At 60.0% G+C, this 13,657-nt stretch carries 6 protein-coding genes; 2 read left to right on the top strand and 4 right to left on the bottom strand.

Going from position 1 to position 13,657, the window contains the following annotated elements; all coding sequences use genetic code 11:
• Positions 1 to 56: 56 nt before the first annotated feature.
• Entirely contained in the window at positions 57 to 1,190 is a 1,134-nt protein-coding gene (locus ALP40_RS05895; RefSeq protein ID WP_122207328.1) for a lactonase family protein, read from the bottom strand.
• Positions 1,191 to 1,352: 162 nt separating this feature from the next.
• On the opposite strand from ALP40_RS05895, the gene ALP40_RS05890 reads away from it, so the two are divergent.
• Together ALP40_RS05890 and ALP40_RS05885 are read left to right on the top strand one after the other, a co-directional pair.
• Positions 1,353 to 2,558 (top strand): MFS transporter, encoded by a 1,206-nt coding sequence (locus ALP40_RS05890; RefSeq protein WP_122207327.1) that lies wholly within the window; start codon positions 1,353 to 1,355, stop codon positions 2,556 to 2,558.
• Positions 2,559 to 2,815: 257 nt separating this feature from the next.
• Positions 2,816 to 5,488 carry an autotransporter domain-containing protein gene (locus ALP40_RS05885; RefSeq protein ID WP_122207326.1) on the top strand — a complete coding sequence of 891 codons (2,673 nt, stop codon included), beginning with the start codon at positions 2,816 to 2,818 and terminating at the stop codon, positions 5,486 to 5,488.
• A 114-nt stretch (positions 5,489 to 5,602) separates the two neighbouring features.
• Here ALP40_RS05885 and glgB read toward each other — a convergent pair whose 3' ends face one another.
• The 3 genes from glgB to ALP40_RS05870 are packed head-to-tail and all read right to left on the bottom strand — an operon-like array spanning position 5,603 to position 13,212.
• Positions 5,603 to 7,837, bottom strand: coding sequence for a 1,4-alpha-glucan branching protein GlgB (gene glgB, locus ALP40_RS05880; RefSeq protein ID WP_122207324.1), 2,235 nt, complete (start codon positions 7,835 to 7,837; stop codon positions 5,603 to 5,605).
• Positions 7,834 to 11,172, bottom strand: coding sequence for a maltose alpha-D-glucosyltransferase (gene treS, locus ALP40_RS05875; protein WP_122207322.1), 3,339 nt, complete (start codon positions 11,170 to 11,172; stop codon positions 7,834 to 7,836). Before treS ends, glgB begins: the two co-directional genes overlap by 4 nt.
• An 18-nt stretch (positions 11,173 to 11,190) precedes the next feature.
• A complete protein-coding gene (locus ALP40_RS05870) occupies positions 11,191 to 13,212 on the bottom strand; it encodes an alpha-1,4-glucan--maltose-1-phosphate maltosyltransferase (RefSeq protein WP_122207320.1) in 2,022 nt (673 codons plus the stop codon).
• Positions 13,213 to 13,657 lie beyond the last annotated feature (445 nt).

Raw genomic sequence — 13,657 nt, 5'->3', positions numbered from 1 at the left:
GCGCTGTTCTTGAAAACCCTGCCCTGCGGCAGGGTTTTCGCGTTTTGCAGTGGGGGTTATTGAGCAGGCTGGCTGAGCATTTCGATCCACAGCGCGCCTTTGCCAGACGGCGCTTCACCCACGCGCTTCAATGCGCCATCCGCCGCGATGCTGTAGCTGCCAACCTTCTCGGCCTTTTCGCCGGTGACCAGCAACCAGCGCCCGCTCGGCGCCACGGCGATGTTGCGCGGCTGCTTTTCCTGGACCGGGTAGTTTTCGATAAAGCTCACCTTACCGCTGGCAGGATCCGCCTTGAACACCGAAATGCTGCTGGTGGTGCGCTCGCTGGTGAACAGCCAGTTACCATCCGGTGAAATGCGCACATCGGCCGCCCAGATGCGCGGCGTCGGATCGTCCTTCAAATCATTGTTGCGCGCATCACGCGCCTGACCCGGCGCCAGCTTCAAGCGCTCGGGAATGCCGTTGGCCTGGTTGATTTGCTTCAAGCCACCTGTCTTGTCGTCGATGGAAAACGCAGTCACCGTGCCGGACATTTCGCCCACGACATACAGAAACTTGCCGCTCGGTGCGAAGGCCAGATGGCGCGGTCCGGTGTTCTCGGGCGTCGCGACATAGCCTTCGCCGATGGGCACGAGCTTGCCGTCCTTGGGTTCCAGGCGGTATTGCAGAACGCGATCAACGCCCAGATTGCCAGCGTAGGCAAACCGGTTGCTGGGGTCGGTACGCACCGAGTGCGCGTGCATGCCGGTCTTGTAGGTCTGGATGCTGTCGCTGGGACGGTGCTGGGCGTCGATGGGCTGCACGCTCAGTAAATCAGCACCATAGGATGCCGCCATCAGGAAGCGACCGCTGTGATCGGTAGACAGGTAAGCCATGCTTTCGGCCAGCGGAGCCTGGGCCAATGGCTTCAGGTGACCGGTGCCAGGCTCGATACTGAAGCTGACGACTCGATAAGGCTTGGCGCGCAAGGCCGCGAACAATGCCTTGCCATCCGGCGACAGGGCCATCGGGTTGACCTGATCACCCGCCTTGATCTGCTCGATCAGGCTGAGCGCGCCACTGGCGTCATCCAGCCTGTACTGTGAGATCAGCCCGTCCCCAGGGCTAGAGATGTACGCGAAGGTCGACGCCTGGGCAGGCAGGCCGAACGAGCAGCCCACCGCAGCGGCCAGCACCAGTATTTTTTTCATGGAAACCTTCTTGTTATTGTTTGTGATCAGTCATCCTATGACCATCCCAAACGAACGGCAACTGCGTCATAGAAATACGCATACTACCGTTAGCGTGCTTTCTTTTATGCCGGGTGCAGGCCATGATGAAAGCACGCCCACCGCCTGCCAGCGAACGTGCCAATGCCTGTCGCCTCACCTCAACAACCTGCCACGCAGCCAAGTTCGATGACGATCACGCTGCAAATCATTTCAATCGTTTTCTACACGTTCGTGGCCTTTCTGTGCATCGGCTTACCCATCGCCGTGCTACCAGGCTATGTCCATGATCAGTTGGGTTTCAGCCCTCTGGTGGCAGGCCTGGCCATTGCCTCGCAGTACCTCGCCACCCTGCTCAGCCGCCCCTTTGCGGGACGTGCGACGGACACGCTGGGCAGCAAGCGCTCAATTGTTTTCGGGCTGAGGGGCATCGGTATCAGCGGCGCGATGACCTTGCTGGCCACGCTGCTGGAGGATTTCGCAACCGTGAGCCTGTCGATCCTGATTCTGGCCAGGCTGTTTCTGGGCGTGTCCCAAGGTCTGATCGGCGTCGGCACCATCAGTTGGTGCATCGGCAAAGTGGGCTCGGAACACACGGCAAAATCGATTTCATGGAACGGCATCGCGTCTTACGGAGCCATTGCCATTGGCGCACCGCTGGGCGTGGTCGTGATCGATGCGGTGGGTTTCAACAGCCTGGGCATTGCGCTCATGGTCATGGCCGGTGCCGCGCTCTGGCTGATCCGTAACAAACCGTCAGTGCCTATCATTACAGGCGAGCGTCTGCCTTATTGGTCAGTGTTCGGGCGCATCGCTCCTTATGGGCTGGGGCTGACCCTTTCCTCCATCGGCTACGGCACCCTGACCACCTTCATCACCCTCTTCTACCTGAGCCGCGGCTGGGAAGGCGCCGCTTATTGCCTGAGCATGTTCGGCGTGTGTTTCATCCTTGCCCGGTTGCTGTTCATCGGCGCGATCAATCGACTGGGCGGTTTCAACGCGGCCATTCTCTGTATGGCAGTAGAAACCTGTGGACTGGTATTGCTGTGGTTGTCGCCCAGCAGCGCTTTTGCACTGGCAGGTGCGGGTTTGACCGGCGTGGGTCTTTCGCTGGTCTACCCGGCCTTGGGTGTGGAAGCGATCAAGCGTGTGCCCACGCCCAGTCGAGGCGCCGGCTTGAGTGCCTATGCCGTGTTCTTCGACCTGGCGCTGGCCATTGCAGGTCCGGTCATGGGTGCCATTGCACTGGGCCAGGGTTATGACTGGATTTTCTTCTATGCCTCGCTGCTGTCAGTGTGCGCGCTGTGCTTGACGCTGTGGTTGTCCCGTCGCGCGCCACAACAGGCCTGAACGTCATTTGAAAGAGGCTAAAGGCATAAGCTTTTTCCTGCTTGTTCCAGCATTTACCAACGCGGTCAATTGATTGGCCGTTGGTCGGCCAGTTTCTTGACGCTTGTTTGGATCCCCTCTTGACTTGATGCTGCGGGCCTCGGAAGAGGCTGGCAGAGCAGTCGTCGCCAGCCTCACTCGCGACGTCATTTGCGTGGCAGTCGGGCACGTGTGTTCCTTAAATAGCCTCCCTGTCCACCATCACAGGGAGAGCAGTCATGACCCTCAAGTCTTTCAACCCCAGCGACAGACCTAAACTTGCGGCCATCGCGTTACTGGTCATCGTGTCCCCCCGTGCCGAAGGCGCTTGCGCCCTGGGCTCCGCGCCTGGCGGCGGCGTTCAACTGTGCGATAGCGGCAGCAGCGGCTCGGTGGTTTATTCCAGTGCAAATAACACATTGATATTCCCCGAAGGCGGCAGCGGCGCTGTTGTGGGTAATGTGACCTACGGTGCGGGCCGGGACAGGCTGGACATGAACTCGGGACGTATCACTGGCAATGTCGTTCAAGGCGCAGGCAGCGATCAGTTCACGATATCGGCAGGTTCTGTGGGCGGTGAAGTCAGCCAAGGCACCGAGCCGGACGACTTCCTCATGAGTGCAGGAACGATTGGCTCGCTTGCGCAAGGGGATGGTCTGGACACCTTTCGGATGACGGGCGGCACGATCACCCGGGCATTCGAGGACGGAGATCAGGCGACTATGAGCGGCGGGAGTATTGGCCGCGTGGACATGAAGCTGGACAACAACGTATTCGATCTGTCCGGCGGCACCGTCATCGGCAATCTGGTCACAGGGTTTGGCCGCGACACCCTCCTCGTGTCAGGCGGCAGGATTGGCGGCGCGATCAGTGTCAGCGGTGGCGACGACCGAGTGATGATCAGCGGCGGCGAAATCATCGGTGGGATCAGGGCCAGCTTCGGCAATGACCTTTTCATCTGGCGAGACGGTGGCCAGGTGCGCAGCAGTGTCCTCATGGCAGAGGGTGACGACGTCGCCGGCCTGTACAACCTCAGCGAGTATTACCTGAGCACCAACAGCGCGCTCGACGGGGGCCTGGGCATTGATGCCCTGACATTCGATAACACGGCATCCTCGACGCCGGGCCGATACCGCCAGTGGGAAACGGTCAACGTGAACAATGGTTCTCAACTGGACCTGGCAGGCACGTTTACGTTGGGCGACAGTGTCAGCGGCGCTGGCGTCATGAATGTGGATGCCAGCAGCCGGCTGTCCTCTGCCTCAGGCACGCTGGCGCCATTCAACAGTCTCTCGGCTGTCACGCTGAACAATGCAGGCGCAGTGGACCTGAGCGGCGGCGCAACTCAGGACACCCTGACCGTGCGAGGCAACTACACCGGCCAAAACGGGCAGTTGTTGATGCAATCGGTGCTGGGCGACGATGCCTCCGCGAGCGACAGGCTGATCGTTGCTCAAGGTCTGATCAGCGGGACGACCCGGTTAACTGTCAACAACACGGGGGGCCTGGGCGCGTTGACACGTGGTAACGGCATTGAAGTGGTACAGGCCACACAGGGTGCAACCAGTGAAAACACTGCCTTCTCACTGCACAATTCGTTGTCGGTCGGGGCCTACCAGTATTACCTCTTCAAGGGCGGAGCCACGGCAGGCAGCGAAAACAGCTGGTTCCTGCGCTCATCCGTGCTGTCACCTCCCGAAATCATTGCCGAACTGCCCACACAGCCCGAGCCTACGCCGGAACCCACACCAATACCTACGCCTTCCCCTACACCCGTGCCCTCACCCGATCCCACCGCTCCAACCCCGCCCGAGCCTGAGCCCCCCGTTTCGCCTTTGGAGCCAAAACCTGCGCCACCCACGATTGCGCCAGCACCGCAGCCTGCCGCAACCCTACCCGTCGCCGCCATCGGTACACCACCGCTGCCCCAACCTGTACGCGGCGCGGCGCCTATTGCGCTGTATCGACAGGAAGTGCCCAACCATGTGGTCGTCGCACCGGCTGCAGCGATCCTGGGACTCTCGTCATTGGGGTCGTTTCACGAACGGCAGGGCGACCAGAGCCTATTGACTCAAAAAGGCAGGGCCCCTGCGGGATGGGCGCGTGTATTCGGCAGTGACCTGCGGCAGCGCTGGTCTGGCACCGTCAGCCCGAGTCTGGATGCCTCGCTTGCGGGCTATCAGATCGGGCATGACCTGTTCACCTGGCAACCCGGCGCGGACGCGACCCACCGCATAGGCGTTTTCATTGCGCACAATCGCTTGAAAGGACGTATCGAAGGCTTCGCTGGCGGCTTTCAAGACAACCACACCGGCCGCTTGAGCCTGCAAGGAGACAGCATCGGGGCCTACTGGACCCGGACTGGTTCCGGGAATGGCTACATCGACGCTGTGGCAATGGGCACGCGCCTGGACGGTGCCACCCGCTCCGAACGCGGTGTGCGCACCGATGCAGAGGGGCGTGTTCTGAGTCTGTCCGTCGAAGCCGGTTATCCCCTGCCCTTGGGCGTCCGCTGGGTAGCCGAGCCGCAGGTGCAATGGATTCACCAGCGCGTAACGCTGGATGACCAGCACGACGGTATTTCATCCATCGAATTCGATAATCAGTCCCGAGATACAGCACGACTGGGGCTGCGGTTTGAGGGGCGGTATGAGCTGCTTGGCATGCCCATCGGGCCTTACTTACAGGCCGATCTGTGGCGCAATGCCAAAGGGCACGATACGGTTATTTACGAAGGCGTAGAACGGATTAGAACAGAGCATGACGCGAAGACCGCAAGCCTGGGTGCGGGGTTGCTGGCGCGCCTGTCTGATGAGACAGGTGTCTATCTGGGCGTGGCCCACACGCGAGATCTGGGTGATAACGATAGAAGAGAAACAGGACTCAGCCTGGGGGTCAGGCTGAGTTGGTAACCGTGTGTGGAAACCGGCTCCTCAGTCACCGCTGTAGCGCCGCCTTCCAATCAGGTATCACTTGGGAGACGGCGCGCGGACAATAAGCAGTAGGCAACTCACCGAGGACCTCTATCAGCCCTCGTTGCCTCGCGGCTTGAGAATCAACACGGCCAATGGCGGCAGGTCCAGCGTCAGCGAAACGGGTTGGCCGTGCGCCTGCTGATCCTCGGCGATCACACCACCACCGTTGCCCAGGTTCGAACCGGCATACATCTCGGCATCCGTATTGACCAGTTCGACCCACTTGCCATCGAACGGCACACCCACGCGGTAACCGAGACGCGGCACCGGCGTCATGTTGGCGATCACCAGCAACGGCTCGCCTTCCTTGCTCCAGCGCAGGTAGGCATAAACGCTATTGGCCTTGTCGTCACCGATCAGCCACTGGAAGCCCATCGGCTCGGCATCGCGCTCGTGCAGCGCCTTTTCCTCGCGATAAACGCGATTCAGGTCGCTGACCAACTGTTTGACACCAATGTGATCGGCGTATTGGAGCAAGTACCAATCCAATTGCTGATCATGGTTCCACTCGCGCCACTGGCCGAACTCGCAGCCCATGAACAGCAGTTTTTTGCCGGGGTGCGTCCACATGAACGCCAGGTAGGCGCGCAAGTTGGCGAACTTCTGCCAGCGATCACCCGGCATTTTGTCGATCAGCGAGTGCTTGCCATGCACGACCTCGTCGTGGGAGATCGGCAGGATAAAGCGCTCGGACCAGGCGTACATAAGGCCGAAGCTCAGCTCGCCATGATGATGTCCACGGTGGATCGGGTCCTGCTCCATGTAGTGCAGCGAATCATGCATCCAGCCCATGTTCCACTTGTAGTTGAAGCCCAGGCCTCCCTGCTGCGTTGGCTGGCTGACCCCCGGCCACGCCGTGGATTCCTCGGCGATGACCATCGTGCCAGGAGCCTCCAGCGCCACCACATCATTCAGGTGACGCAGAAAGTCGATTGCCTCGAGGTTTTCACGCCCACCGAAGCGGTTCGGCACCCACTCACCGGCCTTGCGCGAGTAGTCGCGATACAGCATCGACGCCACGGCATCCACGCGTAGACCGTCGATGTGGTAATGCTTGAGCCAGTGCAGCGCCGAGGCCAGCATGAAGCCATGAACCTCGGTACGGCCCAGGTTGTAGATCAGCGTGTCCCAATCCTGATGAAAGCCTTCCTTGGGGTCGGCGTATTCGTACAGAGCCGTGCCATCGAACTGCGCCAAACCGTGAGTATCGGTCGGGAAATGCGCGGGCACCCAGTCCAGAATCACGCCGATTTCCGCCTGGTGACAGGCGTTGACGAACGCGGCGAAATCCTCGGGTGATCCATAGCGAGCGGTTGGGGCAAATTGCGCCAGCAATTGGTATCCCCACGAACCACCGAACGGATGCTCCATGATCGGCATCAGTTCGATGTGGGTGAAGCCCAGCTCCTTGACATAAGGAATCAGACGATCCGCCAGTTCGCGCCAGTTGTACTGACGCCACTTGTCGTCATCCTCGTTCTGCTCCATCTGCCACGAACCGGCATGCAGCTCATAGATCGATAACGGCGCGGCCACATCGTGGCGTCCGGCACGCGATTCGAGCCAGGCCTGGTCATTCCACTCGAAATGCAGCGGAGCCGATACCTTGGACGCCGTGTCAGGCGGCAAGGTCGTGGCCAGCGCCATCGGGTCGCATTTGAGCGGCAGAATACCGTGGGCACCCAGAATCTCGTATTTGTAGACCTCGCCCGGCTGCAGGCGCGGGACAAAGATCTCCCAGACGCCGGTCGGATGACGTAGGCGCATCGGATGACGACGACCGTCCCAGTTGTTGAAGCTTCCCACCACAGACACACGTCGGGCGTTGGGAGCCCATACGGAAAAGCGTACGCCGTCCACGCCACCTACGTTGGTCACCTGAGCGCCCATGCAACTGCTCAGGTCACGGTGATTACCCTCGGCGAACAGGTAAAGGTCCATCTCGCCCAACAACGGGCCGTAGCTGTAAGGGTCTTCGGTAATCTGCTCGCCCCCTGCCCAGTTGATCTTCAACTGATAAGGCTGGGCCTGTTCCAGATGGCCGACGAAGAAACCCGGCACTTCGCTCATCTCAAGTTCGCAGAGCTCGCGCCCGTCATCCGGGGCAAGCAGGCGGACACTGAGGGCACCCGGCAGGTAGGCGCGGACAAACTGCCCGCTGCCCCCATCACCATGCGGGCCCAAAATCGAAAACGGGTCACGATGTTCAGCACGGATCAACGCATCCATGTCCACTGCGGCGGGCATCGCATGGCGACGTGTGCCGGTTTTGTCATGTGCATTCATATTGGCTCTCCATCAGACAGGTGCAGCAATCCACGCAAGCCTTGCAACGGCACGGCCAGCCAGCTCGGACGATTCTCGGCTTCGTAGATCACTTCATAAGCGGCTTTTTCCAGGGTGAACAATTCCAGTGCGGCGTCCTCCCCTTGAGTATCTTTCCAGGCGTGGGCCATCTCGGTCGTCGCTGCGCGGTAACCTTCGATGAATGCCTCGCGGGCCTGGGACAAGTAAGTGCTGGCTACCCGCTTGCGGGCAGCGGCAGCCTCCTCGGACGTATCGACGCTTTGCGCACTGCGCACAGCCATCGCCGCAGCGTAGTCGAAAGAACGCAACACGCCGCTGACATCTTTGAAAGGGCTGTGCTTGGCACGGCGTTCGCTCAGCGCACGCGCAGGCTCGCCCTCGAAATCGATCAGGTAGGCATCACCCTTCACCACCAGAACCTGACCCAAGTGCAGGTCGCCATGCACACGCATGCGCAGGCCGCCTACCGAACGCATGGCAAGACGCTCGACATGCTGCCGGATCCGTTCACGGTGGCTGATCAGGTCACTGACCAGTTGCTGATCCTGGGCGTCCAGGTCCGACTTGCGCTGTTCGAGCATTTGCAGGGCGCGCTCCAGCTGTGCGATGACGCTTTTCGCAGACGCTTCACCGTCCTCGCGACTGGTTACTTCAAACGCAAAGTCGGCGTTGTCGGTCGGTGCAGCAAGAATCTGATGCATCTCACCCAGGCGTTGGCCAAGGCTGCGGGAGAAATCTGCCAGCTCAAGCAGCGCGTTGTAGTGCTGCTCCTGCTCGGACACGCCGCGCGCCAACTCATCGCGAACTGCGCGCTCCAGATTGTTCTGGGTCCACTCCCAAGCGTCGCCCTGATTGCTCAAATAGCCTTGGGCGATCATCAGCAAGTGCGGTTGCCCGTCTTTGCCGACACGCACCACCGAGCCCATCAGCGGCGAGATATTGCGATAGCCCGCGTTGGTCAGATAGGCACCCATCTCAAGCTCTGGGTGCGTGCCGGCGCTGACCTTACGGATCATTTTGAGCACCAGCCCGCTGCCCACCACCACTGAACTGTTGGACTGCTCGGCAGACAGGTAACGCACTTCGGATTCGTTGTTCAGCCCCAGCGGCGCGAGCTGTGCGGTCTGTTCGAAGCGCAACTCGCCGTATTCACCGGCTTCATCGCATGGGATCACGGTGTCGGACTGCATGCCCTGGATCACCGCGCGGATGAAGGTTTCCAGCGTAAACGCATCCGTGATCAAGCCGACCTGACGACCGCGACGCACCCGCGCCAGCGCCAGTTGTTGAGGCAAGGCGCTGTTGATGTCGTCTTCGGCCAGCAGACCGAATGGCAGCTGATAGCGCTCGGCCTGCTCACCAGCGGTGACTTCGATCTCGTTGAGCAGCACCGGGTGCGCAGTATCGCCGAAGCGCACCGCGTAGGCGATGTTGACCCGCTCGATCGGCTTGTCCTTGCCCGCGAACCAGCGGCGCTTGGGCAGATAGACAGGTAATGAGGTGTTTTCCATGGTGCTGCGGAGCGGCTCATCCAGCAGCTCCTCCAGGCGCTTCTTGAGCACAAGGGTCGGGAAGTCCGGCATGCTTTGAGCCGGTTCGACGTGCCAACTGGGCATTTGATTCTCCGAAGCCAGTAAAAACCAGTAAAAACCGTACGGCGGCAGCGTGAGCAGGTAGCTCAACTGGCCGATCGGCGGGAATGCGCTGCCGCCCAGCATCTCGACAGGCACCGTTCCGGCGTAGGCCGACAGTTCAAGCTCGGCGGCCTGGGCTGCGCTGGACACGTTCGCCACACACAGCACAATTTCGCTATGGCCATCCGCAGCGGTGTACTCGCGAAGGTAGGCCAGAATGCGACGGTTGGCTGGCGACAGCATTTTCAGCGTGCCGCGACCAAATGCCTTTTGCTGCTTGCGCACGGCAAGCATTCGACGGTTCCAGTTCAGCAGCGAATGCGGATCGCGCTCTTGGCTTTCGACGTTGACCGATTGAAAGCCATACATCGGGTCCATGATCGGCGGCAGCACCAGGCTTGCCGGATCGGCGCGCGAGAAGCCGCCGTTGCGGTCGATGGACCATTGCATTGGGGTGCGTACGCCGTCACGGTCACCTAGATAGATGTTGTCGCCCATGCCGATCTCGTCGCCGTAATACAGCGTCGGCGTACCCGGCATTGACAGCAGCATGCTGTTCAGCAGCTCGACGCGCCGACGATCTCGTTCCACCAGAGGCGCCAGACGACGGCGAATGCCAAGGTTGATCCGCGCGCGGCGGTCGGCGGCGTAATAGTTCCAGAGGTAGTCGCGCTCGCGATCGGTGACCATCTCCAGCGTCAGCTCATCGTGGTTACGCAGGAAAATCGCCCATTGGCAGTTTTCCGGGATTTCCGGGGTCTGGCGCAGGATATCGGTAATCGGAAAGCGGTCTTCCTGTGCCAATGCCATGTACATGCGTGGCATCAGCGGGAAGTGAAACGCCATGTGGCACTCGTCACCGTCGGGGCCATGACTGTCGCCGAAGTACAACTGAGTGTCTTCCGGCCACTGATTGGCCTCGGCCAGCAGCATGCGGTCCGGGTAGTTCGCGTCGATCTCAGCCCGGATACGCTTGAGCACCTGATGGGTTTCGGGCAGGTTCTCGTTGTTGGTGCCATCACGTTCGATCAAATAGGGAATCGCATCCAGACGCAGGCCATCAATGCCCATGTCCAGCCAGAAGCGCATGACCTCCAATACAGCCGTCATGACCGCAGGGTTGTCGAAGTTCAGGTCCGGCTGGTGCGAATAGAAACGGTGCCAGAAGTATTGGCCCGCTACCGGATCCCAGGTCCAGTTGGACTTTTCAGTGTCCAGAAAAATGATGCGCGTGCCTTCGTACTTCTGGTCCGTATCCGACCAGACGTAGAAGTCCCGCGCCTTGGAGCCGCGCTTGGCATGCCGCGCCTTCTGGAACCAGGGGTGCTGGTCCGAGGTGTGGTTGATGACCAGTTCGGTAATGACCCGCAAGCCGCGCTTATGGGCCTGAGCGATGAAGCGCTTGGCGTCTGCCATCGTGCCGTAATCGCTATGCACATCGCGGTATTCGGAAATGTCATAACCATCGTCTCGGCGCGGGGACGGGTAGAACGGTAAGAGCCAGATCGTGTTGACCCCAAGCTCGGCAATATAGTCGAGCTTGTCGATCAAGCCAGCAAAATCACCGATTCCATCGTTATTGGAGTCGTAAAACGATTTCACATGCACTTGGTAAATCACCGCGTCTTTGTACCAGAGCGGATCTTTGATGAATGCCGCGTCATCGGGCTTTTTTGCCATAGCTGACTCCTTGCAGTTTTACTGCGCGACCTGGATACGCCAGATACCGAACGGTTGGTACGCAGGATCGATACGCATCCACTGCACCTTGCCGTACCAGTTCCAGCGGTGCCCGGTCATCAAGTCTTCGCCTGAGGTCACCGCATCATCCGCCAGCCCCATTTCCCAGAGCGGCAGTTCAAAGTGCGCTTCCTGAACGTTGTGCGGATCGAGGTTGACCGCCACCAGGACAAAGTTGCTGCCATCGGCCGAGCGTTTGCCGAAATACAGAATATTGTCGTTCCAGGCGCTCAGCAGTTTCATGCCCAAATGCGTCTGCAGCGCCGGGTTCTGGCGACGAATGCGGTTGAGCTGGGCGATCTCGGCAATGATGTTGCCAGGGGCCGTGAAGTCGCGGACACGGATCTCGTACTTTTCGGAATCCAGGTACTCTTCCTTGCCAGGAATCGGCGCTGCCTCACACAACTCGAAACCTGAATACATGCCCCACAAGCCCGAGCCCATCGTCGCCAGCGCTGCGCGAATCAAAAAGCCGGGGCGGCCGGATTCATGCAGGAAACGCGGATTGATGTCGGGCGTATTGACGAAGAAATTCGGTCGGTAGCAGTCGCGCCACGGTACGTCGTTCAACTGCGCGAAGTATTCCGACAGCTCGGCCTTGGAGTTGCGCCAGGTGAAATAGGTGTAGCTCTGCGAATACCCAACCTTGCCCAGACGCGCCATCATCGCAGGCTTGGTGAAAGCTTCAGCCAAGAACATCACGTCAGGGTGCTGGCTGCGGACTTCGCCGATCATCCACTGCCAGAAAGGCAGCGGCTTGGTGTGCGGGTTGTCGACGCGGAAAATCTTCACGCCCTCCTCGACCCAGCCCAGCACAATGTCACGCAACTCCAGCCACAGGCCAGGAACAGCGTCCGCAGCGTAGAAGTCGACGTTGACGATGTCCTGGTATTTCTTCGGCGGGTTCTCCGCATAACGGATCGTCCCGTCCGGACGCCACGAAAACCAACCCGGATGCTGCTTGAGCCACGGATGGTCCTGGGAACACTGAATAGCGAAGTCCAGCGCGATTTCCAACCCGTGATCCGCTGCCGCTGCAACCAGCCGACGGAAGTCTTCGCGACTGCCCAATTGCGGGTGTATGGCCTCATGACCGCCGTCCTCGCTGCCGATGGCATACGGGCTGCCCGGATCATCGGGACCTGCGGTCAGGGAGTTGTTAGGGCCTTTGCGATGGGCACGACCGATCGGATGGATCGGTGGAAAATAAAGAACGTCGAAACCCATGTCCCGGATCATCGGAAGACGCGAATGCACGTCGTTGAAGGTGCCGTGACGCGCCGGATCATCGGTGATGGAACGCGGAAACAGCTCGTACCAACTGGCGAACTGGGCCAGCTCACGCTCTATATCCATAGGGAATTCAGCGCTGCGGCTGAGGTACGCATGATTGTCAGCCTGCTTCATCAGACCGGCCGTTTCGCTGTGCAGCAGCAAAGCGACTTTTTCATCGCTGTCCAGCTGACCCAGACGCTGCACTACGCTTTCGATGGCCTGACGTTGCTCACCCTCGCTGCGCTCGGCCGCCTGAGACAGATGGATACGGCCTTCTTCAAGCTCCAGCTCGATGGATACACCGGCACCGAACTTTTTTTCGAGCTCGTAACGGTAACTGCCGAACTGGTCGATCCAGGCTTCAAGGCGGAACACGTAACGTGCCACGGACGTCGGCGTAAACTCACCGGTCCAACTGTCGTTGCCCAGCTCGGTCATCGGTGCAGTGTGCCAATGTTCTTCATCTGCGGCGCGCCAACGGATATTGACGGCCATCTTGTCGTGCCCGTCCGCGTAGACCTTGCTGGTCACGGTAACCGGCTGACCAACGATGCCTTTCGCCGCAAACAGGCCGCCGTCAATGACCGGCAACGTGTCTTCGATCACGATGCGTGGCAACTGCAAAGCTTGGGTCAACGATAAGGGACGACTAGGGTGCGGAATTTCCGAGGCCTGGGAATCCGGGCCGTATGGCTGTTCATTCATCGAGCATCACTCCTTCACGCCCCAGGGACGCTCCTGTGCAATCCGTGCAATTGAAAAAATTAACAATACGGCAGCACAAATCCCCCACGCGCTGAGAACTCGCCTGATTCGGCTGCTAAGGTTCCGAGCGGTCTGCGAAACGAAAGTTCAAAGGTTTTGAGCAGAGGGCGATACCGTTTCTCAGCATAGCGCAGCCCCAGCCGAGCGAACGTCACAATGCAATTGCCCCACAGGCCACGGCAGGACGGCGATAGGATTGAATCATCGGCAAAGCGAGGCAGTCCAAGACACGTCACCAGACCTAAAAAGGAAGCCAGGACTATGTCTCTCCCCACTCCGCCAGAACCTGTTGATCCGAATATCGACGACCCGACACTACCCAATCCAATCCCTGACGACGAGCCACCGCCCGAGACACCGCCGGTTACCGATCCGCCCGCAGGCG

It is taken from the genome of Pseudomonas viridiflava (genome assembly GCF_003702045.1).
GTDB classification, from domain to species: Bacteria; Pseudomonadota; Gammaproteobacteria; order Pseudomonadales; family Pseudomonadaceae; genus Aquipseudomonas; species Aquipseudomonas viridiflava_C.
Note: the sequence above shows the minus strand (reverse complement) of the source record. Positions and strands in the feature narration are given on the sequence as shown.